The 18,431-nt window shown below is 70.1% G+C and carries 20 protein-coding genes; 15 read left to right on the plus strand and 5 right to left on the minus strand.

Features of this window, described 5'->3' with window-relative positions; genetic code table 11:
- Positions 1 to 10 precede the first annotated feature (10 nt).
- The 3 genes from sp36 to P1K31_RS04730 all read left to right on the plus strand — a co-directional run bounded on the left by sp36 (position 11) and on the right by P1K31_RS04730 (position 3,135).
- A complete protein-coding gene (gene sp36 / locus P1K31_RS04720; protein ID WP_276305128.1) occupies positions 11 to 202 on the plus strand; it encodes a Sp36 family protein in 192 nt (63 codons plus the stop codon).
- On the plus strand, positions 195 to 1,259 hold the full coding sequence (locus P1K31_RS04725; RefSeq protein WP_276305129.1) for a DUF7972 family membrane protein: 1,065 nt from the start codon (positions 195 to 197) through the stop codon (positions 1,257 to 1,259). The genes sp36 and P1K31_RS04725 overlap by 8 nt, the downstream gene beginning before the upstream one ends.
- Positions 1,260 to 1,395: 136 nt before the next feature.
- Positions 1,396 to 3,135, plus strand: coding sequence for a glutamate--tRNA ligase (locus tag P1K31_RS04730; RefSeq protein WP_276305130.1), 1,740 nt, complete (start codon positions 1,396 to 1,398; stop codon positions 3,133 to 3,135).
- A 221-nt stretch (positions 3,136 to 3,356) separates the two neighbouring features.
- Here P1K31_RS04730 and P1K31_RS04735 read toward each other — a convergent pair whose 3' ends face one another.
- Both P1K31_RS04735 and P1K31_RS04740 read right to left on the minus strand, forming a co-directional pair.
- Positions 3,357 to 4,604, minus strand: a complete 1,248-nt coding sequence (locus P1K31_RS04735) for a magnesium transporter (protein WP_276305131.1) — start codon at positions 4,602 to 4,604, stop codon at positions 3,357 to 3,359.
- A gap of 84 nt (positions 4,605 to 4,688) precedes the next feature.
- Entirely contained in the window at positions 4,689 to 4,883 is a 195-nt protein-coding gene (locus P1K31_RS04740) for a hypothetical protein (RefSeq protein WP_276305132.1), read from the minus strand.
- A 78-nt stretch (positions 4,884 to 4,961) separates the two neighbouring features.
- Between P1K31_RS04740 and P1K31_RS04745 the strand changes: the two genes are divergently transcribed.
- From P1K31_RS04745 to P1K31_RS04770, 6 genes are all read left to right on the plus strand, one after another.
- Positions 4,962 to 5,291 (plus strand): 4Fe-4S dicluster domain-containing protein, encoded by a 330-nt coding sequence (locus P1K31_RS04745; protein ID WP_276305133.1) that lies wholly within the window; start codon positions 4,962 to 4,964, stop codon positions 5,289 to 5,291.
- A gap of 161 nt (positions 5,292 to 5,452) precedes the next feature.
- Positions 5,453 to 6,331 carry an electron transfer flavoprotein subunit beta/FixA family protein gene (locus P1K31_RS04750; RefSeq protein ID WP_276305134.1) on the plus strand — a complete coding sequence of 293 codons (879 nt, stop codon included), beginning with the start codon at positions 5,453 to 5,455 and terminating at the stop codon, positions 6,329 to 6,331.
- A gap of 2 nt (positions 6,332 to 6,333) precedes the next feature.
- Positions 6,334 to 8,019: an electron transfer flavoprotein subunit alpha/FixB family protein gene (locus P1K31_RS04755; protein ID WP_276305135.1), complete on the plus strand. Its 1,686-nt coding sequence runs from the start codon at positions 6,334 to 6,336 to the stop codon at positions 8,017 to 8,019.
- Positions 7,979 to 9,679 (plus strand): FAD-dependent oxidoreductase, encoded by a 1,701-nt coding sequence (locus P1K31_RS04760; RefSeq protein ID WP_368410836.1) that lies wholly within the window; start codon positions 7,979 to 7,981, stop codon positions 9,677 to 9,679. Before P1K31_RS04755 ends, P1K31_RS04760 begins: the two co-directional genes overlap by 41 nt.
- A complete protein-coding gene (locus tag P1K31_RS04765; protein ID WP_276305137.1) occupies positions 9,676 to 10,047 on the plus strand; it encodes a DUF8055 family protein in 372 nt (123 codons plus the stop codon). The genes P1K31_RS04760 and P1K31_RS04765 overlap by 4 nt, the downstream gene beginning before the upstream one ends.
- 153 nt (positions 10,048 to 10,200) lie before the next feature.
- Positions 10,201 to 10,932 carry a GNAT family N-acetyltransferase gene (locus P1K31_RS04770; protein ID WP_276305138.1) on the plus strand — a complete coding sequence of 244 codons (732 nt, stop codon included), beginning with the start codon at positions 10,201 to 10,203 and terminating at the stop codon, positions 10,930 to 10,932.
- 33 nt (positions 10,933 to 10,965) lie between these two features.
- Here the strand turns inward: P1K31_RS04770 and P1K31_RS04775 are convergent, their stop codons facing one another.
- Complete coding sequence (locus tag P1K31_RS04775) at positions 10,966 to 11,130, minus strand: DUF8014 family protein (protein WP_276305139.1); 165 nt, start codon at positions 11,128 to 11,130, stop codon at positions 10,966 to 10,968.
- Between the two features lie 131 nt (positions 11,131 to 11,261).
- On the opposite strand from P1K31_RS04775, the gene P1K31_RS04780 reads away from it, so the two are divergent.
- A complete protein-coding gene (locus P1K31_RS04780; protein ID WP_276305140.1) occupies positions 11,262 to 12,680 on the plus strand; it encodes a metallophosphoesterase in 1,419 nt (472 codons plus the stop codon).
- Here the strand turns inward: P1K31_RS04780 and P1K31_RS04785 are convergent.
- Together P1K31_RS04785 and tmcA are read right to left on the minus strand one after the other, a co-directional pair.
- Entirely contained in the window at positions 12,630 to 13,112 is a 483-nt protein-coding gene (locus P1K31_RS04785; protein WP_276305141.1) for a DUF456 domain-containing protein, read from the minus strand. The two genes, P1K31_RS04780 and P1K31_RS04785, sit on opposite strands and share 51 nt — an antisense overlap.
- A complete protein-coding gene (tmcA, locus tag P1K31_RS04790) occupies positions 13,109 to 15,379 on the minus strand; it encodes a tRNA(Met) cytidine acetyltransferase TmcA (protein ID WP_276305142.1) in 2,271 nt (756 codons plus the stop codon). The genes P1K31_RS04785 and tmcA overlap by 4 nt, the downstream gene beginning before the upstream one ends.
- A gap of 117 nt (positions 15,380 to 15,496) precedes the next feature.
- Here tmcA and P1K31_RS04795 point away from each other — a divergent pair, with 117 nt between their 5' ends.
- The 5 genes from P1K31_RS04795 to ndk all read left to right on the plus strand — a co-directional run bounded on the left by P1K31_RS04795 (position 15,497) and on the right by ndk (position 18,254).
- Entirely contained in the window at positions 15,497 to 16,516 is a 1,020-nt protein-coding gene (locus tag P1K31_RS04795) for an NADP-dependent oxidoreductase (RefSeq protein ID WP_276305143.1), read from the plus strand.
- Between the two features lie 225 nt (positions 16,517 to 16,741).
- On the plus strand, positions 16,742 to 17,104 hold the full coding sequence (gene rpl7ae / locus P1K31_RS04800; protein WP_276305144.1) for a 50S ribosomal protein L7Ae: 363 nt from the start codon (positions 16,742 to 16,744) through the stop codon (positions 17,102 to 17,104).
- On the plus strand, positions 17,105 to 17,326 hold the full coding sequence (locus P1K31_RS04805) for a 30S ribosomal protein S28e (protein WP_254544230.1): 222 nt from the start codon (positions 17,105 to 17,107) through the stop codon (positions 17,324 to 17,326). It abuts the gene before it with no gap.
- Complete coding sequence (locus P1K31_RS04810; RefSeq protein ID WP_276305145.1) at positions 17,326 to 17,796, plus strand: 50S ribosomal protein L24e; 471 nt, start codon at positions 17,326 to 17,328, stop codon at positions 17,794 to 17,796. The genes P1K31_RS04805 and P1K31_RS04810 overlap by 1 nt, the downstream gene beginning before the upstream one ends.
- The gene (gene ndk, locus P1K31_RS04815; protein ID WP_276305146.1) at positions 17,793 to 18,254 is read left to right on the plus strand and encodes a nucleoside-diphosphate kinase; all 462 of its coding nucleotides are present in this window, start codon (positions 17,793 to 17,795) and stop codon (positions 18,252 to 18,254) included. The genes P1K31_RS04810 and ndk overlap by 4 nt, the downstream gene beginning before the upstream one ends.
- Positions 18,255 to 18,431: the final 177 nt, after the last annotated feature.

Here is an 18,431-nt window from a genome sequence, read left to right on the forward strand (position 1 = left end):
ACAGTGCACGATGAACGACCCCCAGCGCTGGGAGTACGAGACGCTCCGACCGCCGCGTGAGGCGACGAAACACGAGGCGGCGGATCCGAGCGAGGAGTTGAACGAGCTCGGCACCGAGGGATGGGAGCTCGTGTGTTCCGTCGACTACGCCGGCGGCGGGACGAAGTACCTCGTCCTCAAGCGCCCCCTGACCGATGAGTGAGACGGCCCTCGGTTCCGAGCGGTCGGCGGGGCGGGAGTCGGACGTCAGCACGGAGAACACGATGCGGTCGCGCGCCGGGGAGAACCGACTCAAGCTCTGGCTGTTGCTGGGCGCGAACCGTCTCATCGTCACCGGCGTCCTGGCGGCGCTGGTGTTCGTCGCGTTCCTCCTCGCGGGAGTGTTTCTCCTCCCTCCGTTCACGCAGACGGTCGCGAGCGGGGACGTCCTCGATACGCTGTTCACCACGATGATAAGCGCCCTCATCACGGGCGTGACGCTGGTCGTCACGATCAGCCAGCTCGTCATCTCTCAGGAGAACGGGCCGCTCGGCGACCAGCGCGAACGGATGAGCAACGCGCTCGACTTCCGCACGTACACCGGCGAACTCATCGGGACGACGACTCCGGCCGACCCGTCGGCGTTCCTCGCGTCCATCGTCGAAGCGTCCGCGAAACGCGCGGAGAAGCTCCGGGGGCTGGTCGACGGCCTGGACTCGGGCTCGGACGCCGAGGAGGACCTGAAGCGGGAGGTAGACGAGTTCGTCGACAGCCTCGTCGAGAACGCGGACGTCGTCGGCGACCGGCTGGACGGAGCCACGTTCGGTTCGTTCGACGTCCTCCACGCGGCGCTCGACTACAACTACTCCTGGAAGATGTTCCAGACCGAGCGGCTCCGCGACGTGTACGCGGACGACATCGACGAGAACGTCCGGCGCGCCCTCGACGACCTCCACTCGTCGCTCGCGATGTTCGGCCCCGCCCGCGAGCACGTGAAGACGCTCTACTTCCAGTGGGCGCTGATCGACCTCTCACAGCTCATCGTCTACGCGGCGGTCCCCGCGCTCGTCGTCGCGGCGGTCATGGCGACGTTCGTGGACACGGCCACGTTCACGGGGGCGACCTTCGGCGTCACGGACCTGCTGTGGGTGACCGCGGCCGCGTTCACCGTCACGGTCGTTCCGTTTCTCCTGTTCATCGCCTACGTGCTCCGCGTCGCCACCATCGCGAAGCGAACCCTCGCCATCGGTCCGCTCATCCTGCGCGACTCCCAGCGCTGAGGGCGGGGTCGCGCTCTCCCGCCGGATCGACGTTTGCTCGCCGGGGCGGACGACGGTCCCCGCCCACGACGATCGTCGTTCGCCGACGCGAGGGAATCCACGCCCGTTTTGACCCCTCGCGCGAACCGTACCGGTAATGGACGACGACCTCCGCGAGCGCGTCGAGCGCGCGGCCGAGACGAGCGCGCTCTACAACGCGCTCAAGCACGACAGCGACGCACAGGTGGGCGCGATCATGGGGCCGCTGATGGGCGAGAACCCCGAGTTCCGCGAGCACGGGAGCGAGGTCCCGGGCGTCGTCGCGCCCGTCGTCGAGCGCGTCAACGACCTCCCGGCGGCCGAGCGCAGGGAACGTCTGGCGGAACTCGACCCCGACGCGCTGGCGGAACTCGAAGCCGAGGACGAGGCGGACGAGCGGGAGCTCCCCGACCTCCCGAACGCGGGGGACTACGGGGAGATCCGCATGCGCCTCGCGCCGAACCCGAACGGGCCGTGGCACCTGGGGAACGCCCGCATGCCCGCCGTCATCGGGACGTACAAGGACCGCTACGGCGGCTGGATGCTCTGTCGGTTCGACGACACCGACCCGGAGACCAAGCGTCCCGATCTCGACGCCTACGACGCCATCCTCGACGCGATCGACTACCTCGGCTTCGAGCCGGACGGGGTGATCCGCGCGAGCGACCGCCTGGAGACCTACTACGACCACGCCCGCGAGCTCGTCGAACTAGGCGGGGCGTACACCTGCTCCTGCGCCGCCGAGGCGTTCTCCGCTCTGAAGAACGCGGGCGAGCCCTGCCCCCACCGGGGGAAGGATCCCGAGACCGTCCGCTCGGAGTTCGAGGCGATGGTCGACGGCGAGTACCGCGCGGGCGAGATGGTCCTGCGCGTGAAGACCGACATCGAACACAGGAACCCCGCGCTGCGCGACTGGGTGGCGTTCCGGATCGTCGACACGCCCCACCCGCGCCCGGAAGCGGCGGACTACCGGTGCTGGCCGATGCTCGACTTCCAGTCCGGGATCGACGATCACCTGACCGGCATCACCCACATCGTCCGCGGGATCGACCTGCAGGACTCCGCCAAGCGCCAGCGGTTCGTCTATGACTACTTCGACTGGGAGTACCCCGAGGTGATCCACTGGGGGAAGATCCAGATCGACGCCTACGACGTGAAGATGTCCACCTCGACGATCAAGGAACTGATCGAGCGCGGCGAACTCGACGGCTGGGACGATCCGCGCGCGCCGACGCTCGCGAGCGTCCGCCGGCGCGGGATCCGCGGCCGGGCCGTCGTGGACGCCCTCGTCGAACTCGGCACCTCCACGAGCGACGTGGACCTCGCCATGTCTTCCATCTACGCGAGGAACCGCGAGCTGATCGACGACGAGGCCGACCGCCGCTTCCTCGTGCGCGGCGGCGTGGAGAAGCCGGTCGTCGGTGGCCCGGAGACGGCCGAGCCGCCGATCCACCCGGACCACCCGGACCGGGGGACGCGACGGGTTCCCGTCGAGGGGGCCGTCCTCGTCGAACCCGACGACGTGCCGGCCAACGGGAAACGCGTCTGGCTGAAGGGCTTCGGCTGCGTCCGGCACACCCGGGACGCGTTCGAGTTCACCGGGGACGACATCGACGCGGTGCGCGAGGAGGGCGTCCCCGTCGTCCACTGGGTCCCCGCCGACGGGAGCGTGCCCGTCACCCTGCGCACGATGGGGGGCGACGTGACGGGGCGCGCCGAGCCCGGCATCCAGGGGTACGAACCCGGCGATGTGGTACAGTTCGAACGCGTCGGGTTCGCCCGGATCGACGGCGTGGCGGGGGGCGACGCGGACACGTCGGAGGAGAGGCGCGTCGTGGCGTACTACGCCCACCCGTAGGTCCGCGACGTCGAGGCGGGGGATCGACCGGTCCCGTCCCCACCGGAACCGTCGCGGAGAGGTATCGTGAACCTCGCCGAACGCGGACTCGTGGCCGACGTTACTGAACGGCGAGCGGGTTACGCTCCGGACGGTCGAGCGAGAGGCCGTCCCGTTCGTCCAGCGCGCGGACCGCGGTCCACGAATCGGAGGCCGTGAACACGGACGGGCACGGGGGCGTCTCAGAGAACAGTCCGGGCCAACCCGAGGAAGATGAAGAATCCGAGGACGTCCGTCGCCGTCGTGATGAAGATCGTCGCCGAGGTCGCCGGATCCTTCCCGATCCGATCGAGCACCAGCGGGATACTCGTCCCGAAAAACCCGGCAATGACGAGGTTCAGCACCATCGACACGCCGAGCACGAGACCCAGGAGCGGGCTCTGATTGAACACCGAGGCGATGACCGCGACGAGAACGCCCGTGATGAACCCGTTCGCGCCGCCCGCGACGACCTCGTTGATCACGGCGCGACTCCCGGTCGACAGGGAGATCTGTCCGAGCGCGATTCCGCGGACGGTCACGGCCATCGACTGCGTGCCGGCGTTGCCCCCCATTCCGGCGACGACCGGCATGTACACCGCCAGTAGCGTGAACGCCGCGATCGTATCCTCGAACACGCCGACCGCCCCGGCGGCCAGAAACGCCGTTCCGAGGTTGATGATCAGCCACTTGTAGCGATGGCGAACCTTCGCGAGCGGGCCGTCGAGGATGCTCTCCTCCTCCTGAACGCCGGTGAACTCGTAGAGCGTCTCGGCCGCTTCCTCCTCGATGATGCGGAGGAGATCTTCGGCGTAGATGACCCCCAGGATGCTCCCGTCGTCGTCCAGCACGGCGATTGAGCTCTCCGGATTCGTCCGGAACACGTCGACGACCTCCTCCTCCGGCGTGTCGTACGTGACAGCGGGCGTCTCGTGGACGTAGTCGTAGAGGTCCACGGATCCCTGGTCGGTCATCGCCAGGATCTGTCCGGGGAGTTCCCCCACGAGTTCCTCGTCGTCCGTGACGAAGATCGTCGGGACCCGGCCGGTTCGTGCCTCGTGTCGCTTGACTCGCCGTGCTACCTCGTCGAGGGTTCGATGCGCTCCGACGGTAACGTAGTCGAGGTGCATCAGGCCGGCGGCACTCTCGGGGCTGAACCCGAGGAGGAATTCCACTTTCTCCCGGCGATTGTCGTCGAGTCGTCGGAGCGCGTCGCCACGCGTGTCTTCGTTCGCCAGTCCCAGTACGTCGGCGACCTCGTCGGGGTCCAGCCTGCGGACGAACTGCTGTAACTGCTCGCGGTCCATGTCCTCGACGAGCGACTGTTGAATCGGCCGCGGGAGGAGGAAGAACACCTCCCGCTGTCGGCCCCGCGACAACCGTCCGAACTCCGCGGCCGGAGTCGGCGAGGCCGCGATCGTCTGCTGAATATCTGTTAATATCTCCTCCATACGAACAGTCATCCCCGTTTCGTCTAAGTGATTGTGCATCGGGACCGCGCCTCGGTCTCTCGCTACTTTCGTTCCCGGGGGCGATCACCGATCGGCCGGTGCAAGCGGTAATCGAGCGGGGGGAGGGGGACGTCCGGCGACGCCGAACCGACCGAGGAGTGCGGCGATCCACTCGACGGGTAGCGACCGGACGCCGATCGGATCGAGCGACACGAGTACCGCGAGGACGGCGTCGACGTACCTCGCCGCGTTCCCGCCGGTCGCGTTCGTCGTCGTCAACTCCGCGAGGCGACCGACCGGACCGAATCGACAGCGAGGATACTATTAAGTCCGTGCGTGCACTGCCCATAGACAACAATGGCCATAGATCCGCAGTTCGAGACGAACCGCGAAACCGTGGACGAGCACAACGGTCACGCGGTGTGGGGGCCGGTCGAGGAACCCGAGAAACTGGGCATCCACGGAACGCACGTCGCCGTCGACTTCGACATCTGCCTCGCCGACGGGGCCTGCCTCGAGGACTGTCCGGTCGACGTCTTCGAGTGGGTGGACACGCCGGGGCACCCGGAGAGCGAACTCAAGGCCGATCCGGCGAACGAGGCACAGTGCATCGACTGCATGCTCTGCGTCGACGTCTGCCCGGTCGACGCCATCGACGTCGACCCCGGGCGCGCGGGCCGCACCTAGTCCCGTCGCCGACGCCGACGCGCCACGTCCAGCGCGCCCATCGTAACGGCGTTTCACGCCCACGCCTAGCCGCGGTGCCCTCAGAACCCGTCCTCTCGAGCCCGACACGATAAAGAACTATTATGAGCTAGTGGCAGTGATCTACGAGGTGAGTGATATCAATGGACATAGTCGTTCTCACGAAGGGAGTTCCGGACTTCCGCGAGGGGCAGGTGTCGTTCGACGAAGACGGCCACCTCGAGCGGGGGAAGACGCCGACGGTGATGAATCCGAACGACAAGCACGCGCTCCACGCGGCGCTCCAGACCAAGGTGCGCCACGGCGGGCGCGTGTCGCTGATGAGCATGGGACCGCCGGGGTACGGGGACGTACTCCGGGAGGGGATGGAGTCGGTGTACGCTGACGACCTCTACCTGGTGTCCGACCGCGAACTGGCGGCCTCGGACACCTGGGCGACGTCGATCACGCTCGGCACGGCGCTCGAGAAACTCGGGATGCCCGACCTGGTGGTCGCGGGCTTCAAGACCGCGGACGGGGAGACGGGCCACACCGGGCCGCAGACGTGCTGGTGCCTCGACGTTCCGATCATCACGCACGTGGTCGCGCTCGATATCGACGAGGACGAGCGCCTGGTGCGGGCGAAGCGGCTGGTCGAGGGCGACATCGAGGAAATCGAGACGGTCGAAGCGCCGCTGCCGGCGTTCGTCGTCACCGACCCCGAGTTCGAGCCGTCCTACCGGACGGCGGGCCAGCGGCTGACGCTCAAGGACCTCCGCGCCGAGACGCGCGAGCGCGCGCGGGACTACGAGGAGTACCTGACGACGTGGGACCACGTCGACCTGAACCTCGACCCGGACTACATCGGGCTCGACGGCTCGCCCACCATCGTCTCCTCGGTCGATCCCATCCCGAAGGCCCCCGCCGAACGGGAGGCGACGATGGTCGATCCCGACGATCCGTCGGCGATGCAGGAGGTGCTCGACGCGATGCGACCGCTCGCGGCCGGTGCGACCGGCGGCGCGGAAGCCGGGGGTGACTGACCGTGGCGAAACTCGACCCCGGCGAGTACGACATCCAGGAGCTCGGACCCGCCATCAAGGACGTGGAGGACGTGGTCGAACTGAAGGCCATCCTCGACGCGGAGCGGGAGGGACAGAACCGTCCCGCGGCCGTCGCGCTCATCGAGAGCCGCGTCGAGAAGTACGAGGAGGACGAGGAGGCCGACGCGGACGACCTCGACCTCGCGGAGATGAGCGCCGCCGACGTGGGCAACGCGCTCCAGAACGTCGACGACGTGGAGGTCCTCGAACGGTTGCTGGAGGAGGAGGAGGGCGGCGAGGACCGCGACAGCGTCAAACGGCTCGTCCAGCGCCGCATCGACTCGGTCGCGGGGAGCGAGGAGGACGAGGAGGGGGAAGAGGCCGTCGCGCGGACGCCGGAGGAGAAGCACCCCGACCTCGACCACCCCACGGCGGACAAGAAGCACGTCCGCGCGCTCGAGGGCGGCGTCTACCGCGACATGTGGGTCTACTGCGAGACGCAGGCGGGCGAGCTCATCGACGTCTCCCGCGAGATGCTCGGGAAGGCGCGGGAGCTGATGGACGACTACAACGAGACGTACCTCGCGGACGAGTCCGACGCCGAGGACGAGCGGGTCGTCGCGGTGCTCATCGGCGACGGCGCGAGCGAGCACGCGGAGGAGTGCGTCGCGCTCGGCGCGGACGTGGTCGTTCACTACGAGGACGAGCGGCTGACCCGGTTCCAGCACAAGCCGTACGCGGAGATATTCTGCGACATGGCGCGGGGGGCGGGCCACCCCCACGGGCGCGAGGACCGCCCGGAGGAGGAGTGGCGCGACTACGACGAACCCCGCTACGTCCTCTTCCCGGCGACGAACAACGGGCGGGACCTCTCGGCGCAGGTGCAGGCCGAACTCGACTCCGGGCTGGCGAGCGACTGCTCGGGGCTGTACATCGAGAACACGGTCATCTCGAACCCCGTGAAGACCGGCGTCGCGGGCGAGAAAAAGGAGTTCGAGGCCGTCCTCCACATGAAGCGCCCCGACTTCTCCGGGTTCGAGTACTCGACGATCCTCTGTCTCGACAACCCCAACCGCGAGTTCCACCCGCAGGGCGCATCGGTGATCCCGGGGAGCTTCGAGGTCCCCGAACCCGACCCCGAACGCGAGGGCGTGATCGTGGCCCACGACCTCTCCCTCGACGAGGGCTGGCTCCGCGTGCAGGTGACCGACCACGACCGCCTGGAGGAGGGGATCGACCTCTCCGGCTACGAGGTCATCGTCGCCGTGGGGCGGGGGATCGGCGACGACCCGACCCGCGGCATCGAACTCGCCGTCGACCTCGCGGACGCGTTCGAGGACGCCGAGGTCGGCGTCTCTCGCGGCATCGTCACCGGCTCCTACGACTTCGACGGGCACGTCGAGCAGTACACGCGCGAGGAGCGACAGATCGGCGAGACCGGCCAGGTGGTCGCGCCGAAGCTGTACGTCGCCGCGGGCATCTCGGGGGCGGTCCAGCACAAGGTCGGAATGGACGAGTCGGAGACCATCCTCGCGATCAACACCGACCCGAACGCCCGCATTCGGGAGTTCTCGGACTACTTCATCGAGGGCGACCTGTTCGAGGTGCTCCCGCGGCTCACACGGGCGGTCGAGACGGGCGAACTGGATGCGGCCGCCGTCGCCGACGGAGGTGGTGGCGGTGACTGACGACTACGAGCACTACGAGGCGGTCGTGGTCGGCGCGGGGCCCGGCGGTGCCGCCGCGGCCGCGAAGCTGGCCGACGCGGGCGTCGAGACGCTCGTGCTCGAACGCGGCGTCGACGCGGGGTCGAAGAACGTCTCCGGGGGCCTCATCTACGCCGAGGGGTCGGCCCCCTACACCGTCGACGACCTGTTCCCGGACTTCCGGGAGGAGGCCGCAGAGCGGCCGGTCACGGAGTACTACCTCCACAACGTCTCGGGGCGCAAGGTCAAGACCTTCGACCTCACCTCGCTCCACGAGCACGACACGGAGTGGTGCGACGCGGTGCTCCGCCGGCCCATGGACTCGTGGCTGGCCGACCGCGTCCACGAGTGGACCCGCGAGACGGGCGGCGGCCTGCTGACGGACGTGCGGGTCAACGGCCTGCTGCGCGAGGACGGGAAGGTCGTCGGGGTGACCTGCGACGAGATCGAGCCGATCACGGCCGACTTCGTCGTCGCCGCAGACGGGGTGAACAGCGAACTCGCGCGCGACGCCGGCCTGATGGACTGGGAGGACCCCTCCGAGTGGTTCCAGGGCGTGAAGGCCGTCGCGGAGATGCCCGCCGAGGTCATCGCCGAGCGGTTCGACGTGCGCGAGGACGAGGGGGTCGCCCACCTGTTCTCGGGCAGCCTCTTCGACGACGTGCGCGGCGGCGGGTTCCTCTACACGAACGCCGAGTCGCTGTCCATCGGGACGGTGTTCCACCTCGACAGCCTCGTCGAGGAGCGCGCGGAGCCCCACGAGCTGCTCGACAACCTGCTCACCCACCCGCTGCTCGCCCGGTGGCTGGGCGACGACTACCGGGAACTCGAGTACTCAGCGAAGCTCGTCCCCGACTCCAAGAAGGTGGCGCACCCGGCACCGCACCGCGATCGGCTCGTGCTGGTCGGCGACGCCGGCGGGCAGATGCAGGCCCAGGGGCCGATCATCAAGGGCATGAACCACGCCGTGACCGCGGGCGCGCTGGCCGCGGAGGCGTTCGCCGAGGCGAAGCTCCGCGGCCGACCGGAGACGGCGGGCGCGCGGTACGAGGAGCGGCTCCACGACACGGGGCTGATGGACAAGCTCCGACCGCGGCGCTATCGGGCGGCGAGCGCGCTCGGCGAGCGCGACGCGGTGACCGACGCCCTGGACACCGTCCTGAAGTCGTCGGTCGGCCGCCTCGGGTTGCGCGCGGCGCGCGGCCGGCTCGAACGCCTGTACAGTTCGCCGTTCATGGCGATGACGGTCCCCGACACGCGGACGCCCTACGTGACGCTGCCGACCGTGATCGCGGAGGAACTCGGCGAGGAGGTAACCGACGAGAGCGAGGTAGAGCCGCCGAGCCTGGCCGACCGCATCGGCGATCTCACCTACGACACGGACGTCGGGAACCCCCACATCCGCGTGCTCGACAACTCCTGGGCGGCGAGCGGCGCGGCCGTCACGGCGTGCCCGGTCAGCGCGCTCGACTTCGGCGGCGGCTGCTACCGCGAGGAGACGATCAAGACGGACGGGAGCGAGGAGCGCGTCGTCAGCCTCGACACCCAACCCTGCGTCGAGTGTGGCACCTGTGCCATCGTCGCCGACACCGAGTGGGAGCACCCGCGAGGTGGGAAGGGCGTGGAGTTCAAGCAGGGGTGACGCGCTCGCCGTACGCCGAGCGGATCGCGGCGCTCGAAGCGCGCGCGGAGCGCGACCGCGAGGCGTTCGCCCCCCCGGACGACCCGCCCGACGAGCGGCGGGCCATGCGCTACCTCCGGGAGGGGTTCGGTCCTGCCGTCGCGCTGTACGTCGAGGCGCGCACCGGCGGCGGTGAACCGGTCGCGTTCCACCCCGACGAGTTCGCGGCGCTCGAACGCGCCATGAACCAGTGGCTCGACCTCTACGCCGCGTGCTACGGGACGACGCTCGACGCGGAGTTCACCGTCCGGGAGGCCGCGACGCTGCTCGTCGGGACCCACAACGTCCGGGACACGGCGCGCGTGCTCACGCGCGTGCCACCTCGGTAGGTATCAGTGGGAATCAGTGAGCGTCCGTGCGCGGCGAGGAGCGTCGGCGAGCGGTGGCGTCCCCGGGACGGCCCGCCCCGTCGGCCGACGGTCGTCTCGATCCGGGGCCCCCAGTGACAATCGTTAAGATAATGCGGAGTGATACCAGTAGCCATGAGGTTCTCTGACGAACTCGAGTTCGGCCACACCGACCGGCGAGACGTGTACGAGTACATCGAGCACCACGGCATCGTCGACTACGACGAGGCCCACGAGGCGCTCAACATGGACCCGACGGCGTTCGGTCACCACGTCACGATCCTGAAGCGCGACGGCGTGGTAGAGCAGATAAACGGTTCGCTGCGGGTGAGCCTCGACGGCGGCGCGGAGGAGGAGTTCTCCGAGGGAGGCGTCGACTACGTCATCCGACAGGCCCGCGAGACGGACCTCACGGGGCTCGTCGGGGCCATCCGCTCGGTCAGCGAGGAACGGACGTACATCGTCGCCGAGAACATCGCCAACGTCGTGGACCACGAGAACGTGCTCCAGTGGCACGACAACATCGAGTCGCGCATCTTCTTCGTCGCCACGGTGAACGACGACGTCGTCGGCTGGGTCCACCTCCACGCGCCGGAGATCGAGAAGCTCAGCCACACGGCGGAGCTCACCGTCGGCGTCCTCGACGAGTACCGCGGCCACGGCATCGGGAGCCACCTGCTCGAACGCGGCCTGGAGTGGGCGAAGGAGCACGGCTACGAGAAGGTCTACAACAGCGTCCCCTCGACGAACGAGGCGGCGATCGAGTTCCTCGACTCGCGCGGGTGGGAGACGGAGGCCGTCCGCGAGAAGCACTACAAGCTCGACGACGAGTACATAGACGAGGTGATGATGGCCGTCTGGCCGTGATCTAACGGCGTGGGGTTCCGCCTCGAACTCCGCTCACCGCCAACGCTCCTCGGCCCCCGGAAGCGGCTCCGCGACGACGCCGTCCCGCTGAACCAGCGCGCGGGCGTGGGACGGACAGACGTCCCTGTCCTCGGCCCACGGGACGTAGAGCCGAACCGCCGCCTCGTTCTCGCAGCCGTCCTCGCTACACGCGGTCATACCCCGGCTACGCCCTCGCCGATATCAGTCCTTCCGTCCGCGCGACGTGACGGACTCCCTCGCCGAACGGTCACGCGCCGACGACCTGCCGAGACGTGTGACTACAGAGACATTTAGTGACGGTCCGTCGTATGCCGATCCATGATCGAGCGGAGACCCGTGGCGCGGGGCGGCACGTCGGGACGGTGACGGCCCGCCGCGACGGTGCGACGACGGAGTACTACTTCGTGAGCGACCTCCACATCGGGGGCGACGAGCAGCTCCAGCAGTGCGACTTCGAGGAGGAGTTCACCGAGTTCCTGCGCGGACTGGAGGGACGCGACGACGCCGAGCTGATCGTCCTGGGGGACCTGTTCGGGCTGTGGGAGTTCACGGAGGTCGAGGGGCTCGCGAAGTTCGACCGCCTCGTCGAGAACCACCCGTGGCTGTTCGAGCAGTTGCGCGCGACCGGCGAGCACGTCCGGATCACGGTCATCCCCGGGAACCACGACTACGAACTGGCGTGTTACCCCGAGTACGTGGAGCGCCTGCGCGAGTACAACGTCGAACTCGAACAGGAGGTGCACGTCACGCGCGAGGTCGCCGACCGGACGATCTGGATCGAGCACGGCATGCAGCACGACCCGAACAACCGGATGCCGGACTTCGGCAACCCCCACGCGAACCCCGTCGGCTACTTCGTCGTGCGGAAGATCGTCGCGCAGGCGGGCCGCCTCTCGGGTCGGAGCCGGTACAACTGGCCCCGCGACATCCAGTCGGTCGCCCCCATGGAGGAGATCCCGCGGTGGATCCTCTCCAACTACTTCTACCGGGAGATGAGCCCGTACCTCCGGTTCGTCGTCGCGCCGCTGCTCCTCCTGTTTAACCTGACCGCCCTCTACTTCCTCGGCGCGGTCCTGGAGGCGGTCGGCGTGCTCCCGACGCGGATCTTCGAGCCGTCGCTCCTCGCGCGCGACCTCGGCGTCGCGGGCGTCTTCCTCGAACTCCTCGTCGCGGTCAACGCCGTCCTCCTCGTCGTCCTCGCGATCGCCGCCGTCCCGCTGTTGCTCTTCGACCGCGACGTGCGGAGGACCGTCCGCCGGTTCGGCCTGCTCGCGTCCGGCCTCCAGGTCGGACAGGGCGACGAGCCGTTCCTGGCGGCCGCGCGCCGGGTGTTCGCCGAGCACCCCGACGTGGCGGTGTTCGTCTACGGTCACACCCACCGCGCGTCGCTCCTGCGGTGGGACGAGGGCGTCGTCATCAACACCGGCACGTGGCTGAAGCGACTCGTCCGCGTCCCGGCGCGGCTCGGCCGGCTCCCGTCGGTCTACCGCCCGTCGTTCCGGCTCAACTACTTCCGCATCGCGGAGGCCGACGGCGCGGTCGTCATCGAGTACGAGCGCATCGAGAAGGAGCCGACCGAGCGGCTGTCGTGGCTCCAGCGGCTCGTCGCGAAGCGAGCGCCGGCGGAGGAGCCGATCCCCGAGCGGACGGTGATCGAACCGGAGGCGGCCGGGCGGTCACAGGAGCGCCACGGCGAGCATGGCGACGAGCATCGACAGCGCCAGTAGCGCCTGCACGACCGCCGAGGCGAGCACGCCGACGGTCGCGTAGAGCGCCGTCCACGCACCCTCCCGGGCGTCCCGGTGGCGGCCGTACTCCAGCACGAAGACGGTCCCGGCGACGCCGACCAGCAGCCCGAACGGTCCCGAGACGAGCATGAGGAGGACCCCCGCGGTCGCCGCGAGGGCAGTCGTCCACCACGACGCGCCGCCCGAGCGCGCGGCGATGGCCCCGCCGAAGTAGTCCACGGCGACCGCGGCGACGCCGACGAGCGTGAGCGCCGCGAGCACCGCCGGGCCGGGGGCGGCGTAGCCCGTCCCCCACCAGTAGAGGTACACCCCCGCGAGCGAGAGGAGCGCCCCCGGGAGGAGGGGGACGACCGTCCCGACGACCCCGAGGACGAGCAGCGCGAACGCGGCGAGCGCGACCGCCTCGCTCACTCGTACCGCCCCCGCTCCTCGGCGACCGCGTCCCCGCCGTAGCGCTCGCAGAGCGCGCGGAACGCCCGGCCGGCCGCGCGCCGCGCGCCGCTCGGCGTCTGGAATCCCAGTTCCTCGGCCACGGCCCGCCAGCCGCGCGCCTGGAGGACGCGCCGGACGAGCAGGCGCTCCGCGTCGGCGTCGAGCGGCGGATCGGGGTCGGGGTCGGTGAGCGCGCTCACGACGAGGCGGCGGAACGGCTCGGGGTGCACGTCGAACTGCCCCGGCCCGTAGGCGGCCGCCGCGACGAGGTGCCACTCGCGGTCGTCGAGGTCGAGCGCCGCCCGGCCGCCGGTCGCGGCGAGCGCGGCGCGGACCACGTCAGGGTCGAGATCCGAGAGCGCATCGGAGAGGACGCCCGCGATCCGCTCACGGAACCAGCGCGCGTGCCGATCGGGGAGGGCGTCGGCCGCGTCGTTCGCGTCGTCCGCACCGTTCGTGGTCCGCGCACCCTCCGCCCCGGCGGCGGGCCGAAGCATGGCCGCCGAGCGCTCGCCGCTCGTCTCGTTGCGCGTCGTCGAGAGGTGGACGACGCGGTAGCCACTCCCCCGCCAGAACGACAGCAGCCGCGTCGTCGCGCCGTAGCTGACGCCGAACCAGTCGACCCCGTCGCCGAACTCCGCGTGGACGCGGTCGAGCAGGTGCGAGCCGAGGCCGCGCGACCGGACGGCCGGGTGGACGGCGATGCGGACCACCCGCCGGCCGACCGGCGCGCCCGCCGCCGGGTCGCGCAGTTGGCCCATCAGGAGGTCCGGGAGCATGTTCCCCCGGACGCGCCCGACGCGGTACGCCCGCTCGCGGACCGCGGGCGGGAGGCCCCCCTCGCGGGCCAGCAGGGCGACCGCAACGACGTGGCCGTCGTGCGCGAGGACGCGCGTCGTCAGGTTCGGCGCGTCGAGCAGGCGCGCGAGGTCGTTCGGCTCCGTCCGGTAGTGCGCGAGGACGAGCAGGCCGAACAGCTCCCGGAGGCGGTGCTCGTCGGCGAGCAGGTCCCCGGGCGTCGGGCGCTCGTAGGCGACCGTCCTCGGCGTCGCGCCCTCGACGAGCGGTTCGACCGGCGGGTTGGCGTCGAGCAGGAGCGCGCGGAACAGCCACGGCTCGACGGGGTCGCTCGCGGCGTAGCGGATCGGCGCGCGCATCACGCAGTCGGTCACGTCGCGGTCGCTCGCGTCCAGGCGCTCGCGGAAGCGCACGGAGAACCCCCGTCCCGCGCCCTCGTAGCCGTGGACCGTCGTGGCGAACCCGACCGGCGGGCCGTCGAGGAACGACGCGAGCAGGGCGACCGACAGGCCCGCGGCCTCGTCGACGAACACCGCGTCCGGATCGCCCGGCAGTTCCGCCGCGCGGGCGGGGCGCTCGAAGCGGACGCGCCCGCCCCCCGTCGCCGCGAGGGCCCCGTCCTCCTCCGCCGCGAGGACGCCGAGCGCGTCGAGCAGTTCCCGGGCGCGGGCGAAGAGTTCGACGGCACCGCCCCGCGACGGCGCGGTGACGAGCACGTCGCGCCCGACCGCGGCGAGCGATCCGGCGGCCAGCCCCGCCGCGCTCGACTTGCCCCGCCCCCGATCGGCCTCGAGGACGACCGCCGAGTCGGGGTCGCGGAGCGTCTCGAACGCCCGGACCGCCGCGACCTGGTCGTCGGTGAGGCAGGCGCGGTAGGCGGCGTCGGGAAAGGTGTGGCGCGCCGGCGGGGCGGGCGTCCCCCGCTCGCGCGCCGGGTACGGATCGGTCAGGCCGTCGCGCTCGACGGCTCCCGTCTCCGGGTCCGCGATCGCGATGCCGGGGTGCTGGCGCAGGAGGCGAACCAGGCGGCGGCGGAAGTTCCCCGCCACGTCGTCGAGGGCGTCCGGCGGGACGGCGAGCGACTCGTCGAAGCGGTCGCGCCGGTCGGGCCACGCGTCGAGCGGCGGCGCGAGCAGGACGAGCAGCCCGCCGCCGTCGACCGCTCCCGCCGCGCGGCCGAGCGCGTTGGGGCGGCACTCCTCGTGGGCGTCCACGACGACGCACTCGCGGGTCGTCCCGAGCAGTTCGTCGGCGCGACGCGGCCCGTGACGCGCCAGCCCTCGCACGTCGCGGTGGCCGATCAGGACCGCGTCCTCGATCGCGCCCGCCTCGAGGACGCCGGTGAGGGCGTCGAGGCAGGCGTCGTGGCCGCCCGCGAGGGCGAGCAGGCGACGCTCGTTCGCCCGACGCGCCTCGGCCCGGAGCGAGCGCACGAGGGAGGTGAGCATGGGGGAACGTCGGTGGCGGGCGATAATCCGTCCTGCGGTCGCCCCCGCCCGCGAACCAGACCCCGCGAAACCCGTCCGAGCGACAGTGTAACGGTCCCCCCGTCCCTCTCGCGGGACATGTCGGAGACGAATCGGCAGTGGCTGTTGGCGAAGCGCCCCGACGGGCGACCCACGGAGGACTGTTTCGAGATGGTCGAGCGCGAGGTGCCCGACCCCGGTCCGCGGGAGGTGCTTGTCCGCACGCGGTACATGTCGGTGGACCCGTACATGCGCGGTCGGATGCGCGACGCGGAGTCCTACGCCGAGCCGTGGGACGTCGGCGAGGCGATGCGCGCGGGCGTCGTCGGCGAGGTCGTCGAGTCGAACAGCCCCCGCTGGGAGGCGGGCGACGTCGTGAACGGGAACCTCCGGTGGGCGGACTACGCCGTGGCGGACGAGGATCAACTCGTCCCGGTCGATCCCGACCGCGCGCCGATCTCGACCGCGCTCGGCGTGCTCGGGATGCCGGGGCGGACGGCCTACTTCGGCCTGCTCGACGTGGGGCGGCCGAAGCCGGGCGACACGGTCGTCGTCTCGGGGGCGGCCGGTGCCGTCGGCTCCGTCGTCGGACAGATCGCGAAGCACGCCGGCTGTCGCGTCGTCGGGATCGCGGGGGCCGACGAGAAGGTCCACTGGCTGACCGGCGAACTGGGCTTCGACGAGGCGATCAACTACCGGGAGACGGAGTCCGTGCGCGGGGCGCTGGCCGAGGCGTGCCCGGACGGCATCGACGTCTACTACGACAACGTCGGCGGGCCGATCACGGACGCCGCCTTCGCCCACCTCGCGGTCAGGGCGAGGGTCGTCGTCTGCGGACAGATCTCCCTCTACAACGCCGAGGAGCGACCGACGGGACCGCGGAAGCTGGGGGAGCTCATCACCAAGCGCGCCCGCGTCGAGGGCGTGCTGGTGCGGGACTACGTCGAGCGCTACGAGGAGGCGAACGAACGCCTCGCACACTGGGTGGCCGACGGCGTCGTGCAGTACCGCGAGACGGTCACGGAGGGACTGGAGAACGCGCCGGACGCGTTCCTCGGTTTGTTCGACGGAGTGAATATTGGAAAGCAAGTGGTTCAGGTGTCCGATCCCGAAAACTGACGCGAGAGCGCTTGCGTCACAGTCCCACGGGGCGAGCGCGTTCGGAAGCGCTTAAATGTGGGGCAACAGTAATCGGGTGTACAGCCTGCGTGGGGTTGATGATGCTCCCAGTCAGGGACTCACGCCGACGCGAGTCGGTACTGTGCGAGGGTCGATCGGACGCTACGTCGTCCACCCGTCGCACGAGGCGAGGGAGCGCGAGCCCACACGCGGGAGTGATCCATCATGCCAGTATACGTTGATTTCGACGTTCCCGCGGACCTCGAAGACGACGCCATCGAGGCGCTCGAGGTCGCCCGGGACACCGGTTCGGTAAAGAAAGGTACCAACGAGACGACCAAGGCCGTCGAGCGAGGCAACGCGGCGCTCGTCTACATCGCCGAGGACGTCCAGCCCGAGGAGGTCGTCATGCACCTCCCCGAGCTGTGCGACGAGAAGGAGGTCCCGTTCCTGTTCGTCGAGACGCAGGACGAGATCGGTCACGCCGCCGGGCTGGAGGTCGGCAGCGCGGCCGCGGCCATCGTCGACGCCGGCGAGGCCAGCGGCGATGTGGACGACATCGCCGGGAAACTCTCGGAGCTCAGGTAAATGAGCGCAGAGGGTAACGACGGTGCGACCGCCGCCGAGGTCATCGAGATCGTCGGCAAGACCGGCATGCACGGCGAGGCCATGCAGGTCAAGTGTCGCATCCGCTCCGGCGAAAATCAGGGTCGCATCATCGCGCGAAACGTGCTCGGGCCGGTCCGCGTGGGCGACGTCCTCCAGCTGCGCGAGACCGCCCGCGAGGCCGACTCCATCGGAGGTCAGTGATGCCCCGGACGCGTACCTGCGATTTCAGCGGCGAGGAGATCGAGCCCGGAACGGGCATCATGTACGTCCGTAACGACGGAACCGTGCTGCACTTCAAGGACTCGAAGGCCGAGAAGAACTACTTCATGGGCCGCGAGGCGCGCGACCTCGAGTGGACCGAGGCCGGGCGGCGCGAGCACGCCGCCCGAAAGCAGCAGACCGTCGGCTCCCAGGAGGACGTCGAGGAGGTCGACGAGGAGGAGGTCGCCCCCGAGCCCGAGGCGGAGACGACCGACCGGATGTCCCAGGACACCGCCGAGGACGTCGATCGCTCCCCCGACCTCGAGGTGGCGGAGGACGCCGAGGACGCCGAGGACGCCGTCAGCGAGGAGAAGGCCGAGACGGCCGACGAGATGGCGGACGCCGACGTCGAGACGGCAGAAGTCGAGACCGAGTCGCCCTCCGAGGCGCGGGAGGACGCGGAGGAATGACGGAGACCGAACGCACCTTCGTGATGGTCAAACCCGACGGCGTCCAGCGCGGGCTGATCGGCGAGATCGTCTCCCGCTTCGAGGACCGCGGGCTGAAGCTAGTCGGCGCGAAGTTCGTGCGGATCGACCGCGACCTCGCCGAGCGCCACTACGGCGAGCACGAGGACAAGCCCTTCTTCGGCGACCTCGTCTCCTTCATCACCTCCGGGCCCGTAATGGCGATGGTCTGGGAGGGACAGGACGCGGTCGCGCAGGTCCGGACGATGATGGGCGAGACCGACCCCGCCGAGTCCGCACCGGGCACCGTCCGCGGCGACTTCGGACTCGACCTCGGTCGGAACGTCATCCACGGTTCGGACACCGAGGAGGGGTCCAACGAGCGCGAGATCGACCTCTTCTTCGACGAGGACGAACTCCTCGACTACGAGCGAAGCGACGAGACCTGGCTGTACGAGTAAGTCGACTCGAGTCGCGGTCTTCGTTCTGCGTCCGCGTCACGCCCCTAGCGACGGCGCTCTCTAGTCACGTCCAGGCGCGTGGCGCGGGCCGTCGAAAACTGCCACGCCCACGCGGGCCGTCCCCGGAGCAGATCAGTTCGTCGGTCGGGACTTCTTCACACCGTAGTACTCCGTAGC

The sequence above is a fragment of the Halomarina halobia genome, from assembly GCF_029338575.1.
In the GTDB taxonomy this organism is placed as follows: domain Archaea; phylum Halobacteriota; class Halobacteria; order Halobacteriales; family Haloarculaceae; genus Halomarina; species Halomarina halobia.